The 25,408-nt window shown below is 69.6% G+C and carries 24 protein-coding genes; 14 read left to right on the top strand and 10 right to left on the bottom strand.

The features are described from left to right. The coding region (locus G3N96_RS20240) for an MFS transporter (RefSeq protein WP_206138243.1) at nucleotides 1–680 on the top strand (680 nt) is incomplete at its 5' end. A 55-nt stretch (nucleotides 681–735) separates the two neighbouring features. On the opposite strand, the gene G3N96_RS20235 is transcribed toward G3N96_RS20240, so the two are convergent. Beyond that, the gene (locus G3N96_RS20235) at nucleotides 736–1,374 is read right to left on the bottom strand and encodes a glutathione S-transferase N-terminal domain-containing protein (RefSeq protein WP_206138242.1); all 639 of its coding nucleotides are present in this window, start codon (nucleotides 1,372–1,374) and stop codon (nucleotides 736–738) included. A 111-nt stretch (nucleotides 1,375–1,485) separates the two neighbouring features. On the opposite strand from G3N96_RS20235, the gene G3N96_RS20230 reads away from it, so the two are divergent. Next, nucleotides 1,486–2,406, top strand: coding sequence for a LysR substrate-binding domain-containing protein (locus tag G3N96_RS20230; RefSeq protein ID WP_124585018.1), 921 nt, complete (start codon nucleotides 1,486–1,488; stop codon nucleotides 2,404–2,406). Between the two features lie 9 nt (nucleotides 2,407–2,415). On the opposite strand, the gene G3N96_RS20225 is transcribed toward G3N96_RS20230, so the two are convergent. The 3 genes from G3N96_RS20225 to G3N96_RS20215 are packed head-to-tail and all read right to left on the bottom strand — an operon-like array spanning nucleotide 2,416 to nucleotide 6,412. After that, nucleotides 2,416–4,641 carry a xanthine dehydrogenase family protein molybdopterin-binding subunit gene (locus G3N96_RS20225; protein WP_206138241.1) on the bottom strand — a complete coding sequence of 742 codons (2,226 nt, stop codon included), beginning with the start codon at nucleotides 4,639–4,641 and terminating at the stop codon, nucleotides 2,416–2,418. Next, complete coding sequence (locus G3N96_RS20220) at nucleotides 4,638–5,639, bottom strand: xanthine dehydrogenase family protein subunit M (protein ID WP_206138240.1); 1,002 nt, start codon at nucleotides 5,637–5,639, stop codon at nucleotides 4,638–4,640. Before G3N96_RS20220 ends, G3N96_RS20225 begins: the two co-directional genes overlap by 4 nt. A gap of 17 nt (nucleotides 5,640–5,656) precedes the next feature. Continuing rightward, nucleotides 5,657–6,412, bottom strand: a complete 756-nt coding sequence (locus G3N96_RS20215; RefSeq protein ID WP_206138239.1) for a 2Fe-2S iron-sulfur cluster-binding protein — start codon at nucleotides 6,410–6,412, stop codon at nucleotides 5,657–5,659. Between the two features lie 554 nt (nucleotides 6,413–6,966). Between G3N96_RS20215 and G3N96_RS20210 the strand changes: the two genes are divergently transcribed. Then, nucleotides 6,967–7,254, top strand: coding sequence for a hypothetical protein (locus tag G3N96_RS20210; RefSeq protein WP_206138238.1), 288 nt, complete (start codon nucleotides 6,967–6,969; stop codon nucleotides 7,252–7,254). Between the two features lie 251 nt (nucleotides 7,255–7,505). Here G3N96_RS20210 and G3N96_RS20205 read toward each other — a convergent pair whose 3' ends face one another. Next, nucleotides 7,506–8,129 (bottom strand): alpha/beta hydrolase, encoded by a 624-nt coding sequence (locus G3N96_RS20205; RefSeq protein ID WP_089441169.1) that lies wholly within the window; start codon nucleotides 8,127–8,129, stop codon nucleotides 7,506–7,508. A gap of 349 nt (nucleotides 8,130–8,478) precedes the next feature. Here G3N96_RS20205 and G3N96_RS20200 point away from each other — a divergent pair, with 349 nt between their 5' ends. From G3N96_RS20200 to G3N96_RS20185, 4 genes are read left to right on the top strand one after another with little or no spacing between them, the layout of a single operon-like run. Beyond that, nucleotides 8,479–9,420, top strand: a complete 942-nt coding sequence (locus G3N96_RS20200) for a glyoxylate/hydroxypyruvate reductase A (protein ID WP_206138237.1) — start codon at nucleotides 8,479–8,481, stop codon at nucleotides 9,418–9,420. Nucleotides 9,421–9,449: 29 nt separating this feature from the next. After that, nucleotides 9,450–10,382, top strand: coding sequence for a hydroxymethylglutaryl-CoA lyase (locus G3N96_RS20195; RefSeq protein ID WP_089426474.1), 933 nt, complete (start codon nucleotides 9,450–9,452; stop codon nucleotides 10,380–10,382). Nucleotides 10,383–10,408: 26 nt separating this feature from the next. Then, a complete protein-coding gene (locus G3N96_RS20190; RefSeq protein WP_039346541.1) occupies nucleotides 10,409–10,915 on the top strand; it encodes a YbaK/EbsC family protein in 507 nt (168 codons plus the stop codon). Next, the gene (locus G3N96_RS20185; protein ID WP_124585028.1) at nucleotides 10,912–11,124 is read left to right on the top strand and encodes a DUF1289 domain-containing protein; all 213 of its coding nucleotides are present in this window, start codon (nucleotides 10,912–10,914) and stop codon (nucleotides 11,122–11,124) included. The genes G3N96_RS20190 and G3N96_RS20185 overlap by 4 nt, the downstream gene beginning before the upstream one ends. Before the next feature lie 266 nt (nucleotides 11,125–11,390). Here the strand turns inward: G3N96_RS20185 and G3N96_RS20180 are convergent, their stop codons facing one another. Then, nucleotides 11,391–12,293 (bottom strand): DMT family transporter, encoded by a 903-nt coding sequence (locus tag G3N96_RS20180; protein ID WP_089495760.1) that lies wholly within the window; start codon nucleotides 12,291–12,293, stop codon nucleotides 11,391–11,393. Nucleotides 12,294–12,405: 112 nt separating this feature from the next. On the opposite strand from G3N96_RS20180, the gene G3N96_RS20175 reads away from it, so the two are divergent. Continuing rightward, nucleotides 12,406–12,897: an Lrp/AsnC family transcriptional regulator gene (locus G3N96_RS20175; protein ID WP_011353413.1), complete on the top strand. Its 492-nt coding sequence runs from the start codon at nucleotides 12,406–12,408 to the stop codon at nucleotides 12,895–12,897. Nucleotides 12,898–12,983: 86 nt separating this feature from the next. On the opposite strand, the gene G3N96_RS20170 is transcribed toward G3N96_RS20175, so the two are convergent. Next, nucleotides 12,984–13,880 (bottom strand): alpha/beta hydrolase, encoded by an 897-nt coding sequence (locus G3N96_RS20170; RefSeq protein WP_124585030.1) that lies wholly within the window; start codon nucleotides 13,878–13,880, stop codon nucleotides 12,984–12,986. 266 nt (nucleotides 13,881–14,146) lie between these two features. Between G3N96_RS20170 and G3N96_RS20165 the strand changes: the two genes are divergently transcribed. Further along, complete coding sequence (locus tag G3N96_RS20165) at nucleotides 14,147–15,106, top strand: nitronate monooxygenase family protein (protein ID WP_124585032.1); 960 nt, start codon at nucleotides 14,147–14,149, stop codon at nucleotides 15,104–15,106. A gap of 119 nt (nucleotides 15,107–15,225) precedes the next feature. Here G3N96_RS20165 and G3N96_RS20160 read toward each other — a convergent pair whose 3' ends face one another. The 3 genes from G3N96_RS20160 to G3N96_RS20150 form a co-directional block, all read right to left on the bottom strand. After that, nucleotides 15,226–16,188, bottom strand: a complete 963-nt coding sequence (locus G3N96_RS20160) for a LysR family transcriptional regulator (protein WP_206138236.1) — start codon at nucleotides 16,186–16,188, stop codon at nucleotides 15,226–15,228. Nucleotides 16,189–16,369: 181 nt separating this feature from the next. Then, nucleotides 16,370–17,446, bottom strand: a complete 1,077-nt coding sequence (locus G3N96_RS20155; RefSeq protein ID WP_124585037.1) for a porin — start codon at nucleotides 17,444–17,446, stop codon at nucleotides 16,370–16,372. Between the two features lie 345 nt (nucleotides 17,447–17,791). Continuing rightward, nucleotides 17,792–18,274 carry a peptide-binding protein gene (locus G3N96_RS20150; protein ID WP_206138235.1) on the bottom strand — a complete coding sequence of 161 codons (483 nt, stop codon included), beginning with the start codon at nucleotides 18,272–18,274 and terminating at the stop codon, nucleotides 17,792–17,794. Between the two features lie 346 nt (nucleotides 18,275–18,620). On the opposite strand from G3N96_RS20150, the gene G3N96_RS20145 reads away from it, so the two are divergent. From G3N96_RS20145 to G3N96_RS20125, 5 genes are all read left to right on the top strand, one after another. Next, nucleotides 18,621–19,652, top strand: a complete 1,032-nt coding sequence (locus G3N96_RS20145) for a bile acid:sodium symporter family protein (RefSeq protein ID WP_206138234.1) — start codon at nucleotides 18,621–18,623, stop codon at nucleotides 19,650–19,652. Between the two features lie 283 nt (nucleotides 19,653–19,935). Beyond that, nucleotides 19,936–21,774, top strand: coding sequence for a phosphodiesterase (locus G3N96_RS20140; protein ID WP_206138233.1), 1,839 nt, complete (start codon nucleotides 19,936–19,938; stop codon nucleotides 21,772–21,774). 364 nt (nucleotides 21,775–22,138) lie between these two features. Next, nucleotides 22,139–23,161: a LacI family DNA-binding transcriptional regulator gene (locus G3N96_RS20135; RefSeq protein WP_124585045.1), complete on the top strand. Its 1,023-nt coding sequence runs from the start codon at nucleotides 22,139–22,141 to the stop codon at nucleotides 23,159–23,161. After that, nucleotides 23,158–24,438 (top strand): AGE family epimerase/isomerase, encoded by a 1,281-nt coding sequence (locus G3N96_RS20130; protein WP_206138232.1) that lies wholly within the window; start codon nucleotides 23,158–23,160, stop codon nucleotides 24,436–24,438. The genes G3N96_RS20135 and G3N96_RS20130 overlap by 4 nt, the downstream gene beginning before the upstream one ends. Continuing rightward, nucleotides 24,435–25,343, top strand: a complete 909-nt coding sequence (locus G3N96_RS20125) for a carbohydrate kinase (RefSeq protein WP_206138231.1) — start codon at nucleotides 24,435–24,437, stop codon at nucleotides 25,341–25,343. The genes G3N96_RS20130 and G3N96_RS20125 overlap by 4 nt, the downstream gene beginning before the upstream one ends. The last annotated feature ends 65 nt before the right edge of the window (nucleotides 25,344–25,408 follow it).

Genomic DNA, 25,408 nt, shown 5'->3' with positions numbered 1-25,408 from the left:
GATCGGCCGCGCTCACCTGGCGCTGGCTGCACGAGCCGCCGGCCGAACCGGCCGTGACGCACCCGGCCACGCATCGCCCCGTCGAGCAGCAGCCGTCCGCGCGGCAGGGGCGCAACCCGCTCGCGAGCGGCCCCGTGTGGCGCATCGTGCTCGGCATCGGCCTGCTGTGCGCGCCGCAGTTCGCGGTGCTCACGTTCGCGACGGTGTTCCTGCACGACTTCGGCCGGCTCGGCCTCGCCGGCATCAGCGCGGCGATGGTCACGCTGCAGCTGGGCGCGATGGTGATGCGCGTGTGGAGCGGCCGTCATACCGACCGGCACGGCAACCGGCGCGCGTATCTGCGCGGATCGGTATTCGTCGCGGCCGGCTCGTTCGCGCTGCTCGCAGCCGCAACGGCTGGCCATGCGCACGTGCCGCTCGCCGCGATCGTCGCGATTCTCGTGTTCGCCGGCATCTGCGTGTCCGCGTGGCACGGCGTCGCGTACACGGAGCTCGCGACGCTCGCGGGCGCGAATCAGGCGGGCACCGCACTCGGGATGGCCAATACGATCGTCTACCTCGGGTTGTTCGCGACGCCACTCGCGATTCCACCGCTGCTCGCGGTCAGTTCGTGGAGTGTCGTGTGGCTCGCGGCCGCGCTGGTCGCCGGCGCGACCTATCCGCTGTTCGCCGCGAAATAGCAGCCGCACGTCTCAGGCCGGCGTCGCCGCGCACGCCACGACGCCCGCCCATCCGTCAGGCCGCCTCGAGCGCCAGCGCACGCCGCGACGCCGGCCGCTCGGCCTCGCGCTGCGCGTGGGTAGTCCAAGCCGCATGCCGCGTCATGTCGAGCCCGATCGCGACACCCCAGCGATACAGCACGAACAGGAACGGATCGACGATCGAATGCGCACCCGGCTCGGCCCACGTGCGGCCGTCGGCGAGCGCGGCTTCGATCGCTTCGTTCGCGGCTTCGATGGTGCGCCGCCCGTGCGCGCTGACCTCGCCATGCAGGGCCGGATCGCCGATGAAGCGGCCCGGCCGCCATAGCGCGCCGTAGCCGACGCCATGCACCCAGCCGACCAGCCAGGCGAGCCACTCGTGGCACCGTGCCTCGCGCAGCGGATCGCCGGGCGGCAGCAATTGCGCATCGGGATAACGGCGCGCGAGATACGTGAGGATCGCCGGCGTTTCGGTCAGCACGTGCGGCTCGCCCGGGATCGCGAGCACCGGCACGCGCGCCTTTGCGTTGATCGCGAGATAGCGCGCCTCGAGGTTCTGCTGCTTCTGCACGGAGACGATCTCGACGTCGAACGGCGCGCCGGTTTCTTCCAGTGCGATGTGGGCGGCAAGCGAGCAGGCGCCCGGCGAAAGATAGAGACGATATGCGTTCATGGTGGGAGGCCCGACGAGGCTGTGGAAGACGGAACCGAGTGTAGGAACGCGTGCCTGCCCGCCGCAAACGATGAATTGTCGTGCTCGGACATTAGTATTACTAATACCCGCATGCGACGCATCCATCTTCCTCCGCTGCAGACGCTGCGCGCGTTCGAGACCGCCGTGCGGCTGCAGAGCTTCACGCGCGCGGCCGACGAACTCGCGCTCACGCAAGGCGCCGTCAGCCAGCACATCCGCGCGCTCGAGGCGCAGCTCGGCTATCCGCTCTTCACGCGCGAGCGCAATGGCGCGACGCCGACGCACGCCGCGCACGCGCTCGCACTGCAGGTACGCCAGGGCCTCAGCGTGCTCGAGCGTGCGTTCGAGCCGGCGCTCGCGGTGCGCAGTCGCCCGCGCACCTGCGACGTCACGCTGAACGTCAGCGTGCTGCCGAGCGTCGCGGCGCGCTGGCTCGCGCCGCGCCTGCCGCGCTTCGCGGCCGCGCATCCGCACATCGCGATCGTGTTGCACCCGGACGTGGCGCTCGCACCGCTGCGCAAGCGCGACCGCATCGACGTCGCGCTGCGCTACGGGCCCGGCACGTGGCCGGGCGTCGTCGCCGAGAAGCTGATGAACGAGACGATCTTTCCGGTCGCGAGCCCCGCGTATCGCAATCGCGACGGCATCGCACCGCGCGCGCCGGCCGATCTCGTGCGCGCGACGCTGCTGCGTCATCCCGCGCAACCGTGGGAACCGTGGCTCCAGGCCGCGCGGCTCGACCTCACCGAATCCGCACGCGCGCCGCGCTTCACCGATCCGGACGCGCTGATCGACGCGACGCTGAAGGGGCGTGGCGTCGCCCTCGCGCGCCGCTCGCTGATCGAGCCCGAACTCGCTAACGGCACGCTCGTGCGCGTGTCGACGGTGCGCATTGCCGACGTGTACGCACACTACGTCGTGTGGCGCCCGGGCCATCCGCACGAAGCGGCGATCCGCGCGTGGCTCGACTGGCTGCGCAGCGAAGTGCGGCGGCGGACGCCGCGGCGCTGACGCCGACGCTCACGCGCGCATCGGCATCGCCACCTTGTCGAGCGTGATCGGCAGATCGCGCACCCGCACGCCGGTCGCGTGATAGACCGCATTGCCGATCGCGGCCGGTACGCCGGTGATGCCGATCTCGCCGATGCCGCGAATGCCGAGCGGATTGAAATGCGTGTCGCTTTCGTCGACGAAACTCACGTCGAGCTCGCCGATGTCCGCGTTCACGGGGACGTGATATTCAGCGAGATTCGCGTTCGTGAAGCGGCCGTGCCGCACGTCGAGATGCGAGCCTTCCTCGAGCGCGGTGCCGAGCCCCCACACCATCCCGCCGATCAACTGGCTGCGCGCCGTTTTCGCGTTGAGGAGGCTGCCGACGCTGTAGACGCCGACGATGCGCGGTACGCGAATCGTGCCGAGCGCGGCATCGACCTGCACTTCGGCAAACACCGCGCCGAACGAATGGGACGCATAGCGTGACTTCTCGTCGCCCGGCTTGGTCGTCGCCTGCGCGTCGATCGGCCGGCCGCCCGCACGCGCGATCACCGCCGCGGCCGGATCGCGCCGCGACGGCTCGCCGCGATGCACGACCCAGCCGTTGTCGACCGTCACGTCGTCGGCCGCGGCGCCGTGCAGCGGCGACCCGGGGTCGGCGACCGCCAGCGCGACCAGCTTCGCGCGCGCCTGCAGCGCGGCCTCGCGCACGGCCGGCGCCACGCTCGCCGCCGACTGCGAGCCGCCCGATACCGGTGCACGCGGCAGGCTGGAATCGCCGAGTGCGAAGCGCACGTTCTGCGGCGGGAAACCGAGCGCATCGGCCGCGACCTGCGTCATCACCGTGTAGGTTCCGGTGCCGATGTCCTGCGTGCCCGACGCGACTTCGGCCGTGCCGTCAGGCAAGATGCGCGCCCGCGCGGACGCTTCGCTGCGGTTCGCCGGATACGTGGCGGCCGCCATCCCGAGGCCGATCAGCGTGTCGCCGTCGCGCATCGTGCGCGGCGCGCCGGTGCGGCGCGACCAGCCGAAGCGCCGCGCGCCGACCTCGTAGCATTCGCGCAGCTTGTTGCTCGACCACGGTTTGCCGTCCTGCGGATCGACCTCCGCGTAATTCGCGAGCCGCAGCGCGACCGGGTCCATGCCGAGTTGCCACGCGAGCTCGTCCATCGCCGATTCGAGCGCGAACGAGCCCGACGCCTCGCCCGGCGCACGCATGAACGTCGGCGTGCCGACGTTCAGCGACACGATCCGGTGCGTGGTCGCGTGGTTCGGCACCGCGTACATGATCCGCGACGGCATCCCGCACATCTCCATCCAGTCCTCGAACGTCGACGTGGTGGCGATCGTGTCGTGGCGCATCGCCGTCAGCGTGCCGTCCTGGCGCGCGGCCAGCACGATGCGCTGTTCGGTGAACGGTCGCCCGCCGACCGGGCCGAACATCTGCGGCCGCGTCAGCGCGAGGCGAACCGGGCGCCCGACCTGCTTCGCGGCCATTGCGCACAACGACACGTGCGACCACGATGAGCCCTTGCAGCCGAAGCCGCCGCCGAGAAACGGCGAAATCACGCGCACGTGTTCCGGTGGGACGCCGAACACGGCGGCCACCGCCGTGCTCGCGCCCGACACGCCCTGCGTCGCATCGTGCAGCGTGAGCGTCGGGCCGTCCCAGCGCGCCATCGTCGCGTGCGGCTCGATCGGGTTGTGGTGCTGCATCGGCGTCGTATAGGTCGCGTCGACGCGCACCGCGCCTTCGCGCAGGCCCGCATCGAGGTCGCCGCGCTGCGTATCCATCGGGCGGCCCTGCTGCTTCGGCGGCACGCGCGCACCGCGCTTTGCCTGCGCGACATCCACCACGGCATCGGTCGCGCGATAGCGCACCTGCACGGCATGTGCGGCGTCGGTCGCCTGCTCCAGCGTTTCGGCGACGACGACCGCGACGGGTTCGTTGCTGTAGCGCACCGTGTCGTCCTGCAGCAACGTGAGCCGGCGCCCGGCCGGCGGCGACAATGGCGGCCGGCCGCCGTTGGGCAGCCGCATCGCGTTCTCATGCGTGATCACGCTCAGCACGCCCGGCATCGCACGGGCGCGCGCCGCATCGATCGATTCGATGCGGCCGGATGCGATCGTGCTCGTCACGAGCACCGCGTGCGCGAGCCGCGCATCGGAGAATTCGGCCGCGTAGTGCGCGCCGCCCGTCACCTTCAGTACACCGTCGACGCGGTCGAGCGGCTGTCCCGTCATCGTGTTCATGCGGCACCTCCCGTCTTGGCGGCTGCCGTTTCGACCGCACGGACGATCGCCCGCTGCGCGAGCGCGACCTTGAAACCATTACCGTCGAGCGGCCGCGCATCGCGCAACGCCAGCGCGGCCGCCTCGCGCAGCGTCGCGTCGGTCAGCGTGCGGCCCGCGAGATGCGCTTCCGCCTCCATCGCACGCAACGGCTTGTGCGCGACGCCGCCAAGCGCGATCCGCGCGTCGGCGACGTGCGGGCCGTCCATCCGCAGCGCGGCCGCGACCGACACCAGCGCGAACGCGTAACTCGCACGATCGCGCACCTTCAGATAGTGCGCATGGCCGGCAAAGCGCGGCGGCGGCAAGTCCACCGCGGTGATCAGTTCGCCCGGTTCGAGCGTCGTGTCGAGATCGGGACGATCGCCTGGCAAGCGGTGAAACGACGCGATCGGAATCTGCCGTGCGCCGCGTGGGCCGCTCACCTGCACGACGGCGTCGAGCGCGGCGAGCGCGACGCTCATGTCCGACGGGTTCACCGCGACGCACTGCGGGCTGGCGCCGAGGATCGCGTGCATCCGGTTGTGGCCGCCGATCGCCGCGCAGCCGCTGCCCGGCTCGCGCTTGTTGCATTGCGCGAACGCGGGATCGTAGAAATACGGGCAGCGCGTGCGCTGCATCAGGTTGCCGCCGACGGTCGCCATGTTGCGCAATTGCGCGGACGCGCCGGCGAGCAGCGCCTGCGACAGCAGCGGATAGTCGGCGCGCACGCGCGGATGATCGGCCGCATCGCTGTTGCGCACGAGCGCGCCGATGCGCAGGCCGCCGCCGGGCAGCGCATCGACCGTATCGAGGCCCGCGATGCGCGTGATGCCGATGAGCGTGACAGGCCGCGCGACGCCGCCCTTCATCAGGTCCAGCAGGTTCGTGCCGCCGCCGATGAAGGCCGCGCCGGGCCGCTGCGCCGCGCGCACGGCGCCGGCGACGTCGGTCGCGCGTTCGTAGGAGATCGATTCCATTGCGGTGCCCTCCGCGCCTAGCCGTGGGCCGCATGCGCGGCGCGCACGGCGGCGACGATGTTCGGGTACGCGCCGCAGCGGCACAGGTTGCCGCTCATGCGCTCGCGGATCTCGTCGTCCGACAGTTGCGCGGGACGGCGCCGCACGTCGTCGGTGGCGGCGCTCCCGGCCCCCGCCGCGAACTCGTCGAGCAGCGCGGTCGCCGAGCAGAGCTGGCCGGACGTGCAGTAGCCGCACTGGAACGCATCGCATTCGACGAACGCGCGCTGCACCGGGCTCAGCACGCCGCCGCGCGCCAGCCCTTCGACGGTCGTGATCCGCGCGCCTTCGTGCATCACCGCGAGCGTCAGGCATGCGTTGATGCGCCGGCCGTCGACGAGCACGGTGCACGCGCCGCACTGCCCGCGATCGCAGCCCTTCTTCGTACCCGTGAGCCCCACGTATTCGCGCAATGCGTCGAGCAGCGTGACGCGCGGCTCGAGCTGCAGCGTGTACGCACGCCCGTTGATGTCGAGACGCACGGGCCGCGCCGGCACCGTATCGCGGCGGGGTGCGGCCCGCGTGGATGCCGCGTGCGGCGGTTGCGGATGAACGTACGATGCGGTGCTGACGGTCGCGGCTGCCGCCGCGGATTGCAGGAAGCGGCGCCGCGCGGCGCTGGACGGCATTTCGTGCGGCAACGGCGGCAGCGCCGCTGAATGGCCGGGCCCGAGCGGCGACGGGGCGTCGCGCGACGGTTCGGCAGACGGGGAGTCGGATCGATCGCTGGACATGACTTCTGCGAGCTCCATGGTTGATGGACGCGGATGTGCGCCGCGTGCCCGGATGGCAGCGCGGTCGGCGCACGCATCGGCAAGGAGCAATTCGGGTGCCGCGACACTGCGGAGGGCCGCATGCAGGTGCAGCGCGGGCTACCGTGCGCGGCGCGCACCGGGCGGCAGACGGGCCGGGGCGGCGCTGATAGCGCCGCCATGACGCCACGCTGGCGCGCGGCTGGCCGTTCGCTGACGAAGTGGCAATAACGCCCGGTTTTTGGGCGTGCCCGGCCGCGCATCGGTCGCACATTGCCGGTCGTATTTGCGATGCCGCGCAGGGTGCCCGCGTCGCCGTGGCCGGGTCGCGGCATCGCGCGCCGTGTAAATGCGCGCAGCATCCGCCTCTGCTGGAAAATTCCGCCATGCGTGCCGGTGGATCGCCGCGACAGCATTCGGTCAGCCTGACGAAAACGCTTCGCGATCAGGCCAGAATTGCAAACGATTCACCGAAACGTCGCATCGCGGCGGCATACTCGAAAACGTTTCCCGATCAGCCTGCCAGGAGAGAAGTCATGCGTCGCGCTTTCGTCGCCGTCGTTCTGTGTGCCGCCGTGTTCGTCGCCGCCTGCAGCGACGACGTGCCGCACGACGCCAACGCGACCGACGCCGCGCAGCAGGCCGGCGGCGCCTCGAACGGCGCCGCCAGCGCGTTCAACAGCGACGCGAGCGCGAATACCGCCGCGTCCGATGCCGCGCCGCTCGCGCCGCCCGTCGTGCACTACCCGCCCGATGACGACGACGATGCGAAGCCCGCCGCGAATGCAGCCGCCTCCAGCGCGGCCGCGTCGTCACCGGGCTGATCCCGTCACCATGCGAGAGGAGTCGGACCCGCTCGGGAAGAGCGGTGGGACTTCGTTGGGAGGCGTCGCTGACATGACGTCACGGTCGGCGGTGGCGCAAACGGCATGGCATCGCGCCACCTCGCGGGCCACGCCAAGCCCGGCCGAGCGATTCTGATCCGGCCGGCGTCAGGCACGTGCGCGCGCCGCAAGCGCAACGGCACGCGATGCCGCGACAGCCTCTGCGCGGCATGCGCCGCCCGCCCGGCGCGTCAGACCGCGTGCGCGAGCGCGCGGTCGACGAGCGCGGTTTCGAAGCCGTCGTCCGCGTCGCGAAAGCGCAGCGGTGCCGCGCAGTGGACGAGCGTGTCGATGAAGTACTTCGCGCGCGGCCACGGCCCGAAGCCGGCCGCGGTGTTGATGTGCCCCGCGTCGCCGAGGTTCACGAACGCGCTGCCCAGGTGCTGCGCGAGCGTGCGCGCGTCGCCGAGCGGCATCCATGGATCGGTCTCGCTGCCGATCACGATCGACGGTACGGCGAGCCGGCGCGCGTCGAACGGCCCGGCAAACGTGAATTTCTTCGGACTGGCGGGCGCGACGAGCAGCACGCCCGCGACATCGCCCGTATGCGGCCACTGAGCAAGCGCATGCGCGGCCGCGAGGCAACCGAAGCTGTGCGCGGCCAGCACGAACGGGCCGCGTTCGCGGTCGAGCAATGCGCGCACCGATTGCGCCCAGCGCGCGAGATCGGGCGCATCCCAGTCGTCCTGCTCGACGCGCAGCGAGCGCGGGAACTGCCGTTCGAGCCAGGTCTGCCAGTGAGCGCCTTCGCTGCCGTGCAGGCCCGGAACGGTGACGAGCCGCGGCGGCCACGCCGATTTGCTGCATGCGCGCATGATTGCCCTCGCTTGCTTGAAGACGGGATTCGATTGTGGCGCGGCGTCCGCGGCGGCCGAACCAATATTTTGTGCTTTGCTTTTAAGTGGGCCGGCCATCCGGGGGCCGGCCATCCGGGAGCCGGCCACCGGGGGCGTCCGCCCGCCCCGCGCACCGGCGCGCGATGCGCCGCGACACCGTAGAATGTGGGCTTCCCGTCAGCTTCACACGGAACCGGGGCCGGGCGCCGACGCGCCGGGCGCCCGGTCGTCAGGAGACGCCCGATGTCCGCTACGCCCGCCGGCGCGCTGCGCCCGGCCCCGCTCGCCGTTCCGTGACGCGCCTCGCCGGCGCGCGCGCCGTCATCCAATGAAGATCCTGTTCCATTCCCCGTACCAGGAAACAGGCGCGTGGCGCGACCAGATCGCGCATGCGCTGCCGGAAGCCGAACTGCGCGCGTGGCAGCCGGGCGACACGGCCGCCGCCGACTACGCGCTCGTCTGGCGCGCGCCGCGCGAATTCTTCGCCCCGCGCGACGGCCTGCGCGCGATCTTCAACCTCGGCGCCGGCGTCGACGCGCTGCTCGCGCTCGAGCACGCGCATCCGGGCACGCTGCCGCGGCACGTGCCGCTCGTGCGGCTCGAGGATTCGGGCATGGCGCAGCAGATGGTCGAATACGTGACGCACGCGGTGCTGCGCTACCTGCGCCGCTTCGACGAATACGAAGTGCTGCAGCGCGAGCGCCGCTGGCAACCGCTCGAACCGCATGCGCGCGCCAGCTTCACTGTTGCCGTGCTCGGCCTCGGCGTGCTCGGCGCGCAAGTCGCGCGCGCGCTCGCCGCGCTCGGCCTGCCCGTGCGCGGCTACAGCCGCAGCGCGAAGCAGCTCGACGGCGTGACGACCTTCGCCGGCGACGGCGCATTCGATGCGTGCATCGACGGCGCGAAGGTGCTCGTCAACCTGCTGCCGAGCACGCCCGACACCGACGGCATCCTGGCGTCGCGCACGTTCGCACGGCTTGCGCCCGGCGCGTATGTCGTCAACGTCGCACGCGGCGCGCATCTCGTCGAAGCCGACCTGCTCGACGCGCTCGCGAGCGGCCAGCTCGCCGCCGCGACGCTCGACGTATTCCACCGCGAGCCGCTGCCGGAAGACCATCCGTTCTGGCACGCGCCGCGCATCACGATCACGCCGCACAGCTCGGCCGAGACGCTGCGCGACGAAGCCATCGCCCAGATCGCCGGCAAGATCCGTGCACTGGAGCGCGGCGAGCGCGTCGGCGGCATCGTCGATTACGCACGCGGCTACTGAACCTACAAGCACACCAGCAGGAGACAACCATGACGTTCCCCACCGCCGTCAAGATCGTCGAAGTCGGCCCGCGCGACGGGCTGCAGAACGAGAAGACCTTCGTGCCGACCGACGTGAAGATCGCGCTCGTCGACCGCCTGTCGCACGCCGGCTTTCGCAACGTCGAGGCCGCGTCGTTCGTGTCGCCGAAATGGGTGCCGCAGATGGCCGACGGCGCCGACGTGATGGCCGGCATCGAGCGCCGCGCGGGTACCGTGTACTCGGTGCTCACGCCGAACCTGAAGGGCTTCGAGAATGCGGTCGCCGCGCGCGCGGACGAAGTCGTGATCTTCGGCGCGGCGAGCGAGGCGTTCTCGCAGCGGAACATCAACTGCAGCATCGCCGAGAGCATCGCGCGCTTCGAGCCCGTCGCGAAGGCGGCGAAGGATGCGGGCCTGCGGCTGCGCGGCAGCGTGTCGTGCACGCTCGGCTGCCCGTACCAGGGCGACGTGCCGGTCGCATCGGTCGTCGACGTCGTCGAGCGCTTCGCGGCGCTCGGCTGCGACGAGATCGACATTGCCGACACGATCGGCGTCGGCACGCCGAAGCGCACGCGCGAAGTGCTCGCGGCCGTCACGCGCGTGTTCCCGCGCGAACGCCTGTCGGGCCACTTCCACGACACCTACGGCCAGGCGCTCGCGAACATCTACGCGGCGCTGTTCGAAGGGATCGAGATCTTCCACGCGTCGGTCGCGGGCCTCGGCGGCTGCCCGTACGCGAAGGGCGCGACCGGCAACGTCGCGACCGAGGACGTGCTGTACCTGATGCAGGGCCTCGGCATCGACACCGGCATCGACCTCGCGCAGGTCGTCGCCGCCGGCGACTTCATCTCGAACGCGATCGGCCGCGCGAACGTGTCGCGCGCCGGTCGCGCCCTGCTCGCCAAGGCGCAGAGCGCGGCCGACGCCGCGAACTGCGTATGACCCCGGTATTCGATGGATTCCTCAACATGACGACACCTGCTTCATTCGATTCCCTCCCCGACTCCGCGCGACGCGTCGCGCTGCTGCTGCGCGAGCGCGGCCATGCGAAAGGCATCGTGATGCTCGCCGAAACCGGCAAGACGTCGGCCGAGGCCGCGGCCGGGCTCGGCTGCTCGGTCGCGCAGATCGCGAAGTCGATCCTGTTTCGCCGCCAGTCGGACGGCGCGCCGGTGCTCGTGGTCGCGAGCGGCGTGAATCGCGTCGACGAGAAGAAGGTCGCCGCGCAAGTCGGCGCCGTCGGCCGCGCGGACGCGAAGTTCGTGCGCGACAACACCGGCTATGCGATCGGCGGCGTCTGCCCGATCGGCCATCTCGTCGAACCCGTCACGCTGATCGACGCCGACCTGCTCGAGCTCGACAGCCTGTGGGCGGCCGCCGGCCATCCGCACGCGGTGTTCAACCTGTCGCCGAACGAACTCGTGTCGCTGACGGGCGCGCCGGTCGCGGACGTCGCGTTGCGGGAGCCCGCATGAGCGACGTGCCGGTGACGGCGCCGGTCGGCACGGTCGCGTCGCCGTGCACCGACGTATGCCGGATCGATCCGCGCACCGACTGGTGCGCGGGTTGCCTGCGCACGCGCGACGAGATCAAGGGATGGCGTGCGTCGGACGACGACGCGAGGCGCGCGTTGCTCGCGCGGCTCGATGCGCGGCGGCGTCTGCTGGCGAGAAGCGGCGCATAAAAAAAAGCCGTTCAGCCTGACAGGCGAACGGCATGAGATCGGAATCCTGTGAACGTGATCAACGTCACAGCCCGCATCATACGAGCGACGCGGCCGCATCGCATCGGGTGTTTCCCTACAACTTCTTACAGCGTCTCGGACGCGTGCGCGCGCACGGCTTTTGCTCGTCACGCACGCGCCCTCTCCGCGCAATACGCGCGCCTGAAATACGCATTCGACGCGCTGCTGCGCGGCTCCGCGGCGGCTCGCCGAATCGCACGACCGTTTCAGTGGCCGACGGCCGCACGACGGGCCGGCACGATGCGCCAGCCGAGATTCACGCCGGCCGCCGCGAGCAGGATCAGCAGCGCGCCGACCACCTGCGTCCACGCGAGCGTCTGCCCGAACGCGACGCGATCGACGACGATCGCGACGACCGGATAGACGAACGACAGCGCGCCGGTCATCGCGGTCGGCAGCTTCTGGATCGCGCCGTACAGCAGCACATACATCAGACCTGTGTTCACGACGCCGAGCACGACGAGGTCGAGCCACTGCCCGGCGGTCGCCGGCAACGTGCCGAAGTGCGCGAACGGCGCGAGCAGCAGGACCCCGAGGCCGGCCTGCAGCAACGCGAGCAGATGCGGCGGCGTGCCCTTCAGGTGCTTCGTGACGATCGACGAGATCGCATACAGGAACGCCGCGCCGAGCGACAGCGCGACACCTTCCAGATATTCGCCCGGCACCGCGAGCACGGCCGGCTCGACGCGCACCACGGCGACGAGCCCGACGAAGGCGAGCGCGAGCCACGCGAGCGTCGACGCGGTGATCCGCTCGCGGAACACGATCGCGCCGAGTGCGACGAGCATGAACGGCTGCGTGTTGTAGACGGCTGTCGCCATCGAGATCGACGCGCGCGAATAGGCGGCGAACAGCAGCAGCCAGTTCGCGACGATCGCGACGCTGCCGAGCGTCGCCAGCGCGAGCATCCGCGGCGAGAACAGCGCGCGGCGCAGGAAGCCGAACGCCGCGCACACGATCGCGAGCGTCGCGGCGCCGAACAGGCAGCGGAAGAACACGACGTTCGTCAGCGGCTGCTGCGACGACATCACGAGCCAGCCGATCGTGCCGGACATCATCATCGCGACGACCATCTCGGCGGCGCCGCGGCGAATTTCATTCGAAGCCATCGTGAACTCCGTTCAGAAGAGTGGATGACTTCGATTCTAGAAACTTGCTTTCACGGCAGCCACGGCTAAACTGAAGTGAATCGACCGATTCACCTTCGAAAGCAAAGCGATCATGCCGAAACGCCTTTCCCCGCCCGCCGTCGCGTCGCTCGACGCGACCGACCGCGCGATCCTCGCGGCGCTGGCCGACGACGCGCGCATCGCCACCAGCGAACTCGCCCGGCAGATCGGGCTGTCGGCGCCCGCGACCGCCGACCGCGTGCGGCGGCTCGAGGCGCAGGGCGTGATCGCCGCGTTCACCGTCGAGCTCGACCCGCGCGCGCTCGGCTATACGCTGCAGGCGATCGTCCGCGTGAAGCCGCTGCCCGGCCAGCTGCATCTCGTCGAAGAGATGCTGCGGCGGATTCCCGAGTTCGTGGAGTGCGACAAGGTGACCGGCGACGACTGCTTCATCTGCCGGCTCTACCTGCGCACGATCGCGCACCTCGACGACATCCTGTCGAAAGTGACCGAGCGCGCCGAGACGAGCACCGCGATCGTGAAGTCGACACCGGTGCCGCGCCGGCTGCCGCCGCTCGTCGAGGACGACGGCGCGCACCGCTGAACGAGCCGGTACGCGGTGCGCGCCGCCTACGTGCTCACGCGTGCCCGCGCGTGCCCGCGCGTGCCCACGCGTGCCCACGCGTGCCGTCAGGCAGCCGCGTCGCGCGCCTCGAAGAACGCCAGCAGTTCTTCGATCAGCGCGACGGGCGCCTCTTCCGGAATGTAGTGCCCGCACTCGAGCGCACGGCCGCTGACGTCGCGCGCAACACGGCGCCATTCGTCGAGCGGATCGAAGCAGCGGCCGACGATGCCGTGCTCGCCCCACAGCACGCGCAGCGGACACGCGACCTTGTTGCCGCGTTCGAGATCCGCACGGTCGTGCTCGAGATCGATCGTCGCGGATGCGCGGTAGTCCTCGCACATCGCATGCACGGCGCCCGGCTGCGCGAGCGCGGCGCGGTACGCGGCGAGCGCCTCGGGCGCGAACGGCGCCAGTCCGGCGGACCGGTTGCCCATCACGCGCTCGATGTACGCATCGGTATGCGCGCCGACCAGCGTCTCGGGCAGCGGCTCCGGCTGGATCAGGAAGAACCAGTGGAAATACGCGGTCGCGAACGCGCGATCGGTTTTCTCGTACATCGCGAGCGTCGGTGCGATATCGAGCAGCATCATCCGCTCGACGGCGTCCGGATGATCGAGCGCGAGCCGGTGCGCGACCCGCGCGCCGCGATCGTGCGCACATACATGGAAGTGGTCGAAGCCGAAATGCCGCATCACGGCGACCTGGTCGGCCGCCATCGCCCGTTTCGAATACGGCACGTGCTGCGCGTCGCTCGGCGGCTTGCCCGACGCGCCGTAGCCGCGCAGGTCGGTGGCGATCACCGTGAAATGATTCGCGAGCGTCGCGGCAACGCGATGCCAGATCATGTGGGTTTGCGGATGTCCGTGCAGCAACAGGAGCGGCGGACCCGCGCCTCCTTTGACACCGAAGATGTCGGTGTCCTGCACCGTCACGCGAAACGGTGCAAATGCCTCAAACGACATGGTTTATTTCTCGTTGGTTTGTTATGGCCACTATTTTAGGAGCGCTTGCGCCTCTACACAGCGGGGCAACAACCATAATCCGTAGAAAGAGAACACTCACTCGATTGCCGGCACGCCGCGCATTTTGTTAAGCTCGCGTAGAATCGCACGATCGTTCGTATTAATAAGGACGACATCGTTTCACGGCTACACTCGAATCACCGTTCGACCGCAAAGCATGGCGTCGGCGCGACCGCGCGGGCGCCCCTGGAGACTGGAGACATCACATGGCATTGCCCACCGTCCTGCAGAACCTGACGCTGCCCGTCATCGCGTCGCCGATGTTCATCGTCAGCTACCCCGAACTCGTGCTCGCGCAATGCAAGGCGGGCATCGTCGGTTCGTTCCCCGCGCTCAACGCCCGTCCGGCCGAACTGCTCGACGAATGGCTCACGCAGATCCAGTCCGAGCTCGCCGACCACCAGGCGAAGCATCCCGGCGCGGTGATCGGCCCGATCGCGGTCAACCAGATCGTCCACCAGTCGAATGCGCGGCTCGAGCACGACGTGCGCGTGTGCGTCGAGCACAAGGTGCCGATCTTCATCACGAGCCTGCGCGCACCGGCGCGCGAGATCGTCGACGCGGTGCACAGCTACGGCGGCATCGTGCTGCACGACGTGATCAACCTGCGCCACGCGCAGAAGGCGCTCGAAGCCGGTGTCGACGGGCTGATCCTCGTCGCGGCCGGCGCAGGCGGCCATGCGGGCACGACGTCGCCGTTCGCGCTCGTCGGCGAAGTCCGCAAGATCTTCGACGGCCCGATCGTGCTGTCCGGCGCGATCGCGAACGGCGGCTCGATCCTCGCGGCGCAGGCGATGGGCGCCGACTTCGCGTACATGGGCACGCGCTTCATCGCGACGCAGGAAGCTCACGCGATCGACGACTACAAGCACGCGATCGTGAACGCGAAATCGTCGGACATCATCTACACGAACCTGTTCACGGGCGTACACGGCAACTACATTCGGGAGAGCATCGAGAAGGCCGGCCTCGATCCGGAGGCGCTGCCGGAATCCGACAAGACCAAGATGAATTTCGGCAGCGACAAGACGAAGGCGTGGAAGGACATCTGGGGCGCCGGCCAGGGCGTCGGCCTGATGGACGACCTGCCGAGCGTGGGCGCGCTCGTCGAGCGCCTGAAGCGCGAATACGACGACGCGAAGGCGCGGCTCGGCATTCCGCGTTGACGGATGCGGCGGCCCTCGCGGCCGCCACCGGCGCGCATGCCGTCGGACAAAACAAAAAGCGCGAACCGCAGCGGTTCGCGCTTTTTTCATCGCCCCGCTGTGGCGGGACACACGGCGGTTCAGACCACGCGCTTCATCCGCGTGATCGGCAGCACGCGCAGGCGCGATTCGATCGACGGGCACAGCGACTGCCCTTCGAAACGCGCCGCCAGGAAGTCGACGAACGAACGCACCTTCGCGGATACGTGACGACGGCTCGCGTAGACCGCGTAGATCGGCGCCTCGTGCGGCGGCACCGCATCGAGCAGCACCGGCACGAGCCGGCCGGACTCGATGTCGTCGCCGACCACCTCGGTGCCGAGCAGCGCGATGCCGGCGCCCGCGAGCACGGCCGCACGCAGCCCTTCGAGATGGTTCACGATCAGGTTGCCGTTGAGGTTCACGCGCGACGCGGCGGCCGCGTCGATCACCAGCGAGTCGAGCATCGTCGAATTCGAGTCGCGCCGCAGGTAGTTGTGGTGCGCGAGATCGCCGATCGTCGCGGGCGTGCCGTGCTTCTCGAGATACTCGGGCGACGCGACCAGCAGGATGTGCGCGGTCGCGATCTGCCGCGCGACCAGCGACGACGATTTCAATCCGTTCGGCGCCGCGCGCACCGCGACGTCGTAGCCTTCCTCGATCAGGTCGACCACGCGATCGGACAGCGTCATGTCGACGGTCACGTCCGGAAACCGGCCCGCATAATCGGTGACGGCCTGCATCACGTGCCGCAGCCCGAACGCCGATAGCGACGTCACGCGCAGCCGGCCTTGCGGCACCACGCTCGCGGCGCCGACGGCCTGCCCGGCTTCGTCGAGTTCGGACAGCGCCTGCACGAGGCGCTCATAGTATTCGCGTCCCGCCTCGGTAGGGGCGACGCGTCGTGTCGTGCGATGCAGCAGCCGTGCGCCGAGCTGCTGCTCGAGATGCATCACGTGCTTGCTCGCCATCGCAGCCGACATCTGCATGCGCTCGGCCGCGCCGACGAAGCTGCCCACTTCGACGACGTAGCGAAACACATTCATGCTGACGAGGGTATCCATCGAACTAGCTCGTAATGACGGGGGAATGGTCCAATTACGAGATAGGGTAACAAAGGCGGGGAAACAGAAAGGTCAAGAAAGGCAAAACGGCGCCGCGGGGTCGAAGCGCCGTTTTGGCGGGAAAACATGCAGTCCGGACGCGTTTTTCACACGCGTCCGGCGCACCGGCCGCGCGTGCGCGTCAGAACTTCGCGCGGATGCCGGCGCCGAACGTGTTGCCGGTCGACAGGCCGCTGATGTGGTCGTTCATGTACGCGGCGTAGACGTCCGTGCGCTTGGACAGCGGATAGTCGTAGCCGACGGCCCAGGTCTGGCGCGTCTGGTCGAGGCCGCCCGAATCGCGCGAGTACGCGTACGACGCCATCGCGTTGCCCACGCCGAGCGGCACCGACACGCCGCCCTGCGCGGTGTTCACGTGCCAGCTGCCCGCGACCTGGTCGTTCTTCGTATACATGTACTGGCCGAACAGCTTCACGAACTTCAGGTCGTAGGTGGCGCCGACTTGCGCGATGCCCTGGCTCTTCATGCCGGCCACCAGCGCGCTCAGGTCACGCGGGCCGTTGTTGAAGTTTACGTACTGGTAGACCGCGGTCGCCGCGAACGGGCCGTTCGCGTAGTTGAACTGCGCGCTCCACTTCTTCGAACCGTTGTCGCCGGCCTGGTTGCCGAGTGCGTACATCGCGCCGAAATTCAGGCCACCGAACGAAGGCGACGTGTACGACAGCGCATTGTTCCAGCCCGAATCGCCGACGGCACCCTGGTCGCTCGGGTAGGTCGGGAACGTGCCGAGGCCGAGGAACACGTGGTACACCATCGGCGAGAAGGTGTACGAGTCGTAGAACGGGTTGAACAGGATCGTCGACAGGAACAGGTGCGTCGTGAGGCGGCCGGCCGTGACCGTGCCGTACGGCGAATCGATGCCGACGTAGGCGTTGCGTGCGAAGAACGTGTCGCCCTGGAAGCGGCCGAACTGGCCATTCTGCGCGCGGAAGAAACTTTCCAGCGTGAAGATCGCCTTGTAGCCGTTACCGAGATCCTCGGCGCCGTGCAGGCCCCAGTACGACGTCGACATCCCGCCGCCGCTCACGTTCCACGCACGGTTGCCGCCCGGGAACTTGGTTGCGCCGACCCATTCGTCGACCTGACCGTAGAGCGACACGCTCGACTGTGCATGGACGGGTGCGGTAGCCGCCACGCAGGCGGCCGCGGCGATCAGCTTGACGGACGTGCGCGACGCACGGCGAGCGAATGCTTTCATTGGATCTCCAGATTTTGTCGAATGGTCGATAAGTGGCGCGAGCGTTGTTTTTTGGAGCCGAGTGCTTGCGTCGTATGGGGCGCAGCCATCTTTACGGATCATTCGTCCGGCCAAAATTGCGCACACTTATTGCTGGTATAGCGCCAGCATTAACTTCGCGGAATGGATACATGGCCGGGCACCTGCCGGCGGCCCCGCACGAACGCGGTCGCGCGGCGGGACGGCAGCGGGGCACGCGCGAGCCGGGCGCGAAAGATAGCGCAATGCGACGGGAAAATCAGCGGAAATCTGTGCGCGACTGTGGCGAATTCGCATCAGCCGGCGGAGGGACGCGCGCGCGGGCGCTCAGTTTCGGTAGAACGGGGAGAAAGACGGCGAATGCGCAGGCTCTTCCTGCGAGCGGGGCGGCGGCATCGGACGTCCGCCGCGCTCCTCGTTGTAGCGCGCGACATCGGCGCGGATCGAACCGGCACGCAGCGGCACGTTGCCGCCGCCCGGCGGGCGCGGCACCTGGCGCACGTCGGCGCTGATCGGGCGATACGGGCTTTGCGCGGCGTAATGGCCATACGACGGCGTCGGCCGCAGCCCCCAGCGGGAGCCGTAGCCGTTCACGCCGCCGGCGCGTGCCCCGGCCGGGGGCGCCACGCGGCGCCAGACGGGCCCACTACCAGCCGGCTGACCGTACGCGCGCATGTCGCCGCCACCGAAGCCGTGGCCGCCGAACGCATGACCGCCGTGAGGCGGTTGCGCGAGCGCGAGCGGCAACAGCAGCGCGCCGAGCACGCCTGCCACCCATCGTCCGATCTTCCGTTTCACCCGTTCCGTCATCGTTCAGTGCCTGTCCACGCCCGCCGCCGGCTCCTTTCGGCCGACCCAAGGCTTTCAGCAGTAATTTATGAGCGGGCCGAAAGCGTGTCGAGCCAAAAAGTGTTATGTCGCCGGCATCGGTGTAACACCATGTTACTGCTAGGTTTTTTCACTTCCGGGCGCGACCGCGACAGAACATTCTTCTGCCCTTTTGCGCACGGCCGGACCGGTGCCGCGGGCGCTCCCGCATGCGATTGACTCATCAATCGATTCCCACAATGCATTTGTGTAGTGAATCGCCGACCGGGACAATGGCGCCATCCGCGCGCGCGACGCGCGCCCTGGTCGTTTCCGAATCGAGTTCCCGATGGCCCGTCCCCGTTTTCTCCCCGACAACTTCACGCTCGCGCTCGTCGGCACCGTCGTGCTCGCGAGCCTCCTGCCGTGCCGCGGCCCGGCCGCCCATGCGTTCAACTGGGCGACCAACATCGCCGTCGGCCTGCTGTTCTTCCTGCACGGCGCGAAGCTGTCGCGCGAGGCCGTCGTCGCGGGCGCGACCCACTGGCGGCTGCACGCGGTCGTGCTGCTCAGCACGTTCGCGCTGTTCCCGCTGCTCGGCCTCGCGCTGAAACCCGTGCTGCAGCCGCTCGTCACGCCGACGCTGTACGCGGGCGTGCTGTTCCTGTGCACGCTGCCGTCGACGGTCCAGTCGTCGATCGCGTTCACGTCGATCGCGAAGGGCAACGTGCCGGCCGCCGTGTGCGCGGCATCCGCGTCGAGCCTGCTCGGGATCTTCGTCACGCCGGCGCTCGTCGGGCTGATGATCACGTCGCAGTCGGCGGCCGCCGCGTCGCCGTGGAGCACCGTCGGCAGCATCGTGATGCAGCTGCTCGTGCCGTTCCTCGCCGGCCAGTTGCTGCGGCCCGTGATCGGCGGCTGGATCGACCGCAACCGCGGCGTGCTGCGCTTCGTCGACCAGGGCTCGATCCTGCTCGTCGTCTACGTCGCCTTCAGCGAGGCCGTCAACGAAGGCCTGTGGCACCAGATCCCGCCGCGCGCGCTCGGCGGCCTGCTCGTCGTCAACCTCGTGCTGCTCGCGATCGCGCTGTTGCTGACCGCGTTCGTCAGCAAGCGGCTCGGCTTCAACCGCGCCGACCAGATCACGATCATCTTCTGCGGGTCGAAGAAGAGCCTCGCGGCCGGCGTGCCGATGGCGAAGGTGATCTTCTCGGCGAACGCGGTCGGCGCGATCGTGCTGCCGTTGATGCTGTTCCACCAGATCCAGCTGATGGCGTGCGCGGCGCTCGCGCAGCGCTGGGGCGCGCGCGACATGACCGGCGAGCACGACGAGGGCGACGCGGCATCGGCGTCCGGCGCGCTGAGCCCGGGCAAGCGCTGACGGGCAGGCGGGGCGGCCCTCGAGTGGTGCCGTCCCAACGTTCTCGCTTTCCGCTTTCCGCTTTCCGCTTTCCGCCTTTCCGCCTTTCCGCCTTTCCGCCTTTCCGCCTTTCCGCCTTTCCGCCTTTCCGCCTTTCCGCCAACGGCGCACCTTTCGCAATGCGCACGGAAGCGCCCCAGGCGCGATGCACCACCAGCGCCCATCGCGTCACGAAATCTTCATTCAATTCTCCGCGGGCGATGCCGTTAAGTCGGGCGTCCTGTCGATTCGGCTGCCCTCGCCCATGCCCGCGCCCCACTCCGACTCCGCTGCCGCCAGCATCCCGCGCCTGATCGCGGATCGCGCGCTCGCCGCCGTCTTCCAGCCGATCGTCGATCTCGGGTCGGGGACGGTCGTCGGCTACGAGGGCCTGATACGCGGCCCGCGCGGCACCGACCTCGAACCGCCCGCCGCGCTGTTCGCGCAGGCCGCGCGCGAAGGCGAAACGATCGCGCTCGAACAGGCCGCCGCACGCACCTGTCTCGACGCATTCGCGGCACTCGGCTGCGACGGCAAGCTGTTCCTCAACTTCAGCGCCGGGACGATCCTGAAGCTCGCCAGCGAACGCGAGCGTGCACGCCAGCTCCTCGTCCGCGCGCGGATCGGCGCCGAGCGCATCGTGATCGAGCTGACCGAGCAGAATGCGATTCCCGATGTCGCCCAGATCGGCCCGGCCGTCGCGTCGCTGCGCGACGCCGGCATCCAGTTCGCGCTCGACGACTACGGCACCGCGAACGCGAGCATGAACCTGTGGCTGCGACTGCATCCGGATGTCGTGAAGATCGACCGCTTCTTCATCCACGACATCGCCCGCGACCCGCTCAAGTTCGAAGCCGTGAAGGCAATGCAGCACTTCGCGCAGGCGAGCGGCGCGCAACTGATCGCGGAAGGCATCGAGAACGAAAGCGACCTGATCGTCGTGCGCGACATGGGCATCTGCTGCGTGCAGGGCTTCCTGCTCGGCCGGCCGAACGCGCAGCCGTCGCGGGTCGTCGCGCCGGCCGCACGCGATGCGATCCGCGCGCCGCATATCGCGGTGTTTCCCGGCGCGACGCGCTCGGTGCGGCCGGCCGGCACGATCGCCGGGAAGATGCTGGTGCCGGCGCCGGCGCTGCCGCGCGACGCGACCAGCAACGACGTGCTCGACCTGTTCAACCGGATGCCCGACCTGCATGCGGTCGCGCTCGTCGAACGCGGGCGGCCCGTCGCGCTCGTGAATCGCCGCGGCTTCATCGACCGCTTCGCGCTGCCGTATCACCGCGAGGTGTTCGGGAAGAAGCCGTGCCTGCAGTTCGCGAACGACGCGCCGCTGATGATCGACAACGCGACGACCTTCGAGCAGCTCGCGATGCTGCTCGCGAGCCACGACCAGCGCTATCTCGCGGACGGCTTCGTGATCACCGAACACGGCCGCTACGTCGGGCTCGGCACCGGCGAGAGCCTGGTGCGCGCGGTGACCGAGATGCGCATCGAGGCCGCGCGCTACGCGAATCCGCTGACGTTCCTGCCCGGCAACATCCCGATCAGCGCGCACATCGACCGCCTGCTGCAGCGCGACGCCGGCTTTCATGCGTGCTACGTCGACCTGAACCAGTTCAAGCCGTTCAACGACCAGTACGGCTACTGGCAGGGCGACGAGGTGCTGAAGTTCGCGGCGACGGTGCTGGCCGGCGTGTGCGACCCGCAGCGCGACTTTCTCGGGCACGTCGGCGGCGACGATTTCCTCGTGCTGTTCCAGCGCGCCGACTGGCGCGAACGCGCCGCCGACGCGATCGCCCGCTTCAACGAAGGCGCGCGGCTCTTCTACACGCAGGCCGACCGGCAGGCGGGCGGGCTGCACGGCGAGGACCGCCACGGCAACCCGGCGTTCTTCGGCTTCGTGACGATGGCGATCGGCGCGGTCGGCGTGGCGGCCGGCGCGCACGGCGCGAAACGCTACGGCAGCGACGAGATCGCGTCGGTCGCCGCGCTCGCGAAACGGCGCGCGAAACAGCAGCCGGATGGGCTCGCGGTGGTCGACCTCGATGCGGGGCGCGCCGCGCTGCGCCATCGCGGCGAACCGCCGGCCGTGGCAATCCGCTGAACGGCGGGCGACCGCCGTTCGCGGACACGGCGGCGCCCGGTGCGGTGACGGCGCACGCTCACCCGCCATGCAGCCAGACCGTTAGTTGCGCCACTGACTTCGCGGTGGCACGCGAAGGTGATCGGGCACCGCTCCCGTGAACGTATGAAGCCAGCCCGCTTGCCGCCCGTTTCCCGCTCGCCACGCACCCGCACGTTCACCTTGCCTTTTTCGCGTTTTGTTTAGTATTTTTAGTAACGGTGTTTTCGCAGATTAGCGCTTAAAACCCGGGAATTTGCGGGTATTCCCCGGCTATCCGGCCCGAATTCCGCAATACGTTTTACTATACAATCGCTTCCACCCTAAACAAACCGGACCCCGAACGATGGGTACGACCATTCGCGATGTGGCGCGGGCGGCAGAGGTCTCGATCGGCACCGTCTCCCGCGCGCTGAAAAACCAGCCGGGCCTCTCCGAAGCGACGCGTGCGCGCATCGTCGAGATCGCGCAGCGGCTCGGCTACGATCCCGCGCAACTGCGGCCGCGCATCCGCCGGCTCACCTTCCTGCTGCATCGCCAGCACAACCGCTTTCCGGCCAGCCCGTTCTTCTCGCACGTGCTGCACGGCGTCGAGGATGCGTGCCGCGAGCGCGGCATCGTGCCGACGCTGCTCACGGTCGGGCCGAACGACGACGTGCTGCGCCAGATGCGCCCGCACGCGCCCGACGCGATCGCGGTGGCCGGCTTCATCGAGCCGGAGACGATCGAGGCGCTCGCCGCGACCGGCCGCCCGCTCGTGCTGATCGACCTGTGGGCGCCCGGGCTGCGCTCGGTGAACATCGACAACGCAACGGGCGCGGCGCTGGCGATGCGCCACCTGCTCGCCAGCGGCCGCACGCGGATCGCATTCATCGGCGGCTCGCCCGCGCACTACAGCATCGCGCAGCGGGCAATCGGCTACCGGCGTGCGTTCTTCGAGGCCGGGCGGCTGTTCGATCCCGCGTACGAAGTGACGATCGATGCGGGGCTCGATCCCGACACCGGCGCCGCGCGGGCGATGGAGCAGCTGCTCGACGCGCCGGGCCCGCGCCCGGAAGCCGTGTTCGCGTACAACGACGCGGCCGCGCTCGCCGCGCAGCGCGTCTGCACCGCGCGCGGGCTGCGCATTCCCGACGACATCGCGATCGTCGGCTTCGACAACATCCCGGCCGCCGCGCACGCGAGCCCGCCGCTCACGACGCTCGCGGTCGACAAGGAGGCGCTCGGCCGCCGCGGCGTCGAGCTGCTGCTCGCGGAAGCGCCCGAGCGCACCGAGATTTCCCTGCCCGTCGAGCTGATCGTGCGGGCCAGCAGCCAGCCCGCCGGCTCCCCGGCACTCGATACCGCCACGGCCACCGAATCATCATGAACATGCCCCCGGTCCAACCCTGCACGGCCGCGCCGGCCGCCCACACGCAAGCCGCGCCGTTCGTCGCGAGTTTCCGCGATCCGTCGTTCCTGCTGTCGCACATCGAGGACACGCTGCGTTTCTACGCGACGAACGCGTTCGACCCGACGGGCGGCTTCTACCACTACTTCCGCGACGACGGCAGCATCTACAACCGCACGTCGCGCCACCTCGTCAGCAGTTGCCGGTTCGTCTTCAACTACGCGATGGCGTACCGGCATTTCGGCGATCCGCGCCACCTGGAATATGCGCGCCACGGGCTGCGCTTCCTGCGCGACGCGCACTGGGACGACGCACTGCAGGGCTACGACTGGGAGCTCGACTGGCGCGACGGCGCGAAGCGCGCGACGCTCGACGGCACGCGCCACTGCTACGGGCTCGCGTTCGTGCTGCTCGCGGCCGCGCACGCGACGATGGCCGGCCTCGACGAGGCCCGCCCGCTGATCGCGGCCACCTTCGAGCTCGCCGAGCACCGTTTCTGGGATGCGGCCGCAGGCCTCTATGCGGACGACGCGACGCCGAACTGGATCGTGTCGTCGTATCGCGGCCAGAACGCGAACATGCACATGACGGAGGCGCTGCTCGCGGCGTACGAGGCGACCGGCCACCTCACGTACCTCGATCGCGCGGAAAAGCTCGCGTCCCACATCACGCAGCGCCAGGCCGCGCTGTCGGGCGGGCTCGTGTGGGAGCACTACCATGCGGACTGGTCGGTCGACTGGGATTACAACAAGGAAGACAGCTCGAACATCTTCCGCCCGTGGGGCTTCCAGCCCGGGCACCAGACCGAATGGGCGAAGCTGCTGCTGATCCTCGAGCGGCACCGCCCGCTCGACTGGCTCGTGCCGCGCGCGGCCGAGCTGTTCGACGCGGCGCTCACGCACGCGTGGGACACCGACCACGGCGGCCTGTGCTACGGCTTCGGCCCCGACTTCACGATCTGCGACCACAACAAGTATTTCTGGGTGCAGGCGGAAACCTTCGCGGCCGCCGCGATGCTCGGCGCGCGCACCGGCAGCGAGCGCTTCTGGGACTGGTACGACGAGATCTGGCGCTACAGCTGGGCCCACTTCGTCGATCACCGCTACGGCGCGTGGTACCGCATCCTCACCTGCGACAACCGCAAGTACAGCGACGAGAAGAGCCCGGCCGGCAAGACCGACTATCACACGATGGGCGCGTGCTACGACGTGCTCGCGACCCTCGCGCGTGCGCAGCGCAGCGAGCCGACGCAATGAGCGGCGGCACGTTTCCGGCTTTCGTGTCGGCAGGCGACATCCTGACCGACATGGTGCGCGCGGGCGACGCGCAATGGACCTCGGTGCCGGGCGGCGCCGGCTGGAACGTCGCGCGCGCGGTTGCGCGGCTCGGCGTGCCGAGCGCGCTCGCGGGCTCGATCGGCGAAGACTGCTTCTCCGACGTGCTGTGGCGCACGAGCGAAGCGGCCGGGCTCGACCTGCGCTTCCTGCAGCGCGTCGCGCGGCCGCCGCTGCTCTCGATCGTCCACGAGACGCGCCCGCCCGCGTACTTCTTCATCGGCGAAGCGAGTGCCGACCTCGCGTTCGATCCGGCGCGGCTGCCGGCCGGCTGGACCGACCACGTGAAATGGGCGCACTTCGGCTGCATCAGCCTCGTGCGCGAACCGCTCGCGGGCACGCTGGCCGCGCTCGCGGCCGACCTGCACGCGCGCGGCGTGAAGATCAGCTTCGACCCGAACGTCCGCAACCTGATGACGGCCGCATTCCGGCCGACGCTGGAAAAGATGGCCGCGCTCGCCGACCTGATCAAGGTGTCCGACGAGGACCTGCGGCACCTGTTCGGCGGCGACGGCCCCGACGCGGTTGGCGCGGTGCGCGCGCTGAATCCGCGCGCGGCCGTGCTCGTCACGCGTGGCGCGCAGGCGGCGACGCTCTACGCGGACGGCGACGTGCATGAAGCAAGCCCGCCGCGCGTCGAGGTGGCCGACACCGTCGGCGCGGGCGACGCGTCGATCGGCGGCATGCTGTTCAGCCTGATGGCCGCGCCGCAGCGAACCTGGCGCGAACACCTCGTGTTCGCGCTGGCGGCGGGCGCCGCGGCCTGCCGGCATACGGGCGCGCACGCGCCGACGCTCGACGAGGTCGTCGCACTGATCGAACGATGACGGGAAGGATGGCGGCCGGACCCCGTTCGGTCACCCATAAGCCGCGCTGTACATGCTGCGCCGCA

The organism is Burkholderia sp. Se-20373 (assembly GCF_017104705.1).
Taxonomy (GTDB): domain Bacteria; phylum Pseudomonadota; class Gammaproteobacteria; order Burkholderiales; family Burkholderiaceae; genus Burkholderia.
The sequence above is the reverse complement of the archived record's forward strand: the minus strand, read 5'-3'. Positions and strand labels throughout refer to the sequence as shown.

What these genes read in the sequence shown, in the direction of transcription:
- G3N96_RS20175 (WP_011353413.1), top strand. Translation starts at nt 12,406, where the DNA reads ATGCCGAAACGCCTTTCCCCGCCCGCCGTCGCGTCGCTCGACGCGACC.
- G3N96_RS20150 (WP_206138235.1), bottom strand. Translation starts at nt 18,274, where the DNA reads ATGACGGAACGGGTGAAACGGAAGATCGGACGATGGGTGGCAGGCGTG.
- G3N96_RS20145 (WP_206138234.1), top strand. Translation starts at nt 18,621, where the DNA reads ATGGCCCGTCCCCGTTTTCTCCCCGACAACTTCACGCTCGCGCTCGTC.
- G3N96_RS20170 (WP_124585030.1), bottom strand. Translation starts at nt 13,880, where the DNA reads ATGTCGTTTGAGGCATTTGCACCGTTTCGCGTGACGGTGCAGGACACC.
- G3N96_RS20190 (WP_039346541.1), top strand. Translation starts at nt 10,409, where the DNA reads ATGACGACACCTGCTTCATTCGATTCCCTCCCCGACTCCGCGCGACGC.
- G3N96_RS20130 (WP_206138232.1), top strand. Translation starts at nt 23,158, where the DNA reads ATGAACATGCCCCCGGTCCAACCCTGCACGGCCGCGCCGGCCGCCCAC.
- G3N96_RS20135 (WP_124585045.1), top strand. Translation starts at nt 22,139, where the DNA reads ATGGGTACGACCATTCGCGATGTGGCGCGGGCGGCAGAGGTCTCGATC.
- G3N96_RS20160 (WP_206138236.1), bottom strand. Translation starts at nt 16,188, where the DNA reads ATGGATACCCTCGTCAGCATGAATGTGTTTCGCTACGTCGTCGAAGTG.
- G3N96_RS20220 (WP_206138240.1), bottom strand. Translation starts at nt 5,639, where the DNA reads ATGGAATCGATCTCCTACGAACGCGCGACCGACGTCGCCGGCGCCGTG.
- G3N96_RS20225 (WP_206138241.1), bottom strand. Translation starts at nt 4,641, where the DNA reads ATGAACACGATGACGGGACAGCCGCTCGACCGCGTCGACGGTGTACTG.
- G3N96_RS20205 (WP_089441169.1), bottom strand. Translation starts at nt 8,129, where the DNA reads ATGCGCGCATGCAGCAAATCGGCGTGGCCGCCGCGGCTCGTCACCGTT.
- G3N96_RS20195 (WP_089426474.1), top strand. Translation starts at nt 9,450, where the DNA reads ATGACGTTCCCCACCGCCGTCAAGATCGTCGAAGTCGGCCCGCGCGAC.
- G3N96_RS20200 (WP_206138237.1), top strand. Translation starts at nt 8,479, where the DNA reads ATGAAGATCCTGTTCCATTCCCCGTACCAGGAAACAGGCGCGTGGCGC.
- G3N96_RS20210 (WP_206138238.1), top strand. Translation starts at nt 6,967, where the DNA reads ATGCGTCGCGCTTTCGTCGCCGTCGTTCTGTGTGCCGCCGTGTTCGTC.
- G3N96_RS20140 (WP_206138233.1), top strand. Translation starts at nt 19,936, where the DNA reads ATGCCCGCGCCCCACTCCGACTCCGCTGCCGCCAGCATCCCGCGCCTG.
- G3N96_RS20185 (WP_124585028.1), top strand. Translation starts at nt 10,912, where the DNA reads ATGAGCGACGTGCCGGTGACGGCGCCGGTCGGCACGGTCGCGTCGCCG.
- G3N96_RS20215 (WP_206138239.1), bottom strand. Translation starts at nt 6,412, where the DNA reads ATGTCCAGCGATCGATCCGACTCCCCGTCTGCCGAACCGTCGCGCGAC.
- G3N96_RS20155 (WP_124585037.1), bottom strand. Translation starts at nt 17,446, where the DNA reads ATGAAAGCATTCGCTCGCCGTGCGTCGCGCACGTCCGTCAAGCTGATC.
- G3N96_RS20125 (WP_206138231.1), top strand. Translation starts at nt 24,435, where the DNA reads ATGAGCGGCGGCACGTTTCCGGCTTTCGTGTCGGCAGGCGACATCCTG.
- G3N96_RS20165 (WP_124585032.1), top strand. Translation starts at nt 14,147, where the DNA reads ATGGCATTGCCCACCGTCCTGCAGAACCTGACGCTGCCCGTCATCGCG.
- G3N96_RS20230 (WP_124585018.1), top strand. Translation starts at nt 1,486, where the DNA reads ATGCGACGCATCCATCTTCCTCCGCTGCAGACGCTGCGCGCGTTCGAG.
- G3N96_RS20180 (WP_089495760.1), bottom strand. Translation starts at nt 12,293, where the DNA reads ATGGCTTCGAATGAAATTCGCCGCGGCGCCGCCGAGATGGTCGTCGCG.
- G3N96_RS20235 (WP_206138242.1), bottom strand. Translation starts at nt 1,374, where the DNA reads ATGAACGCATATCGTCTCTATCTTTCGCCGGGCGCCTGCTCGCTTGCC.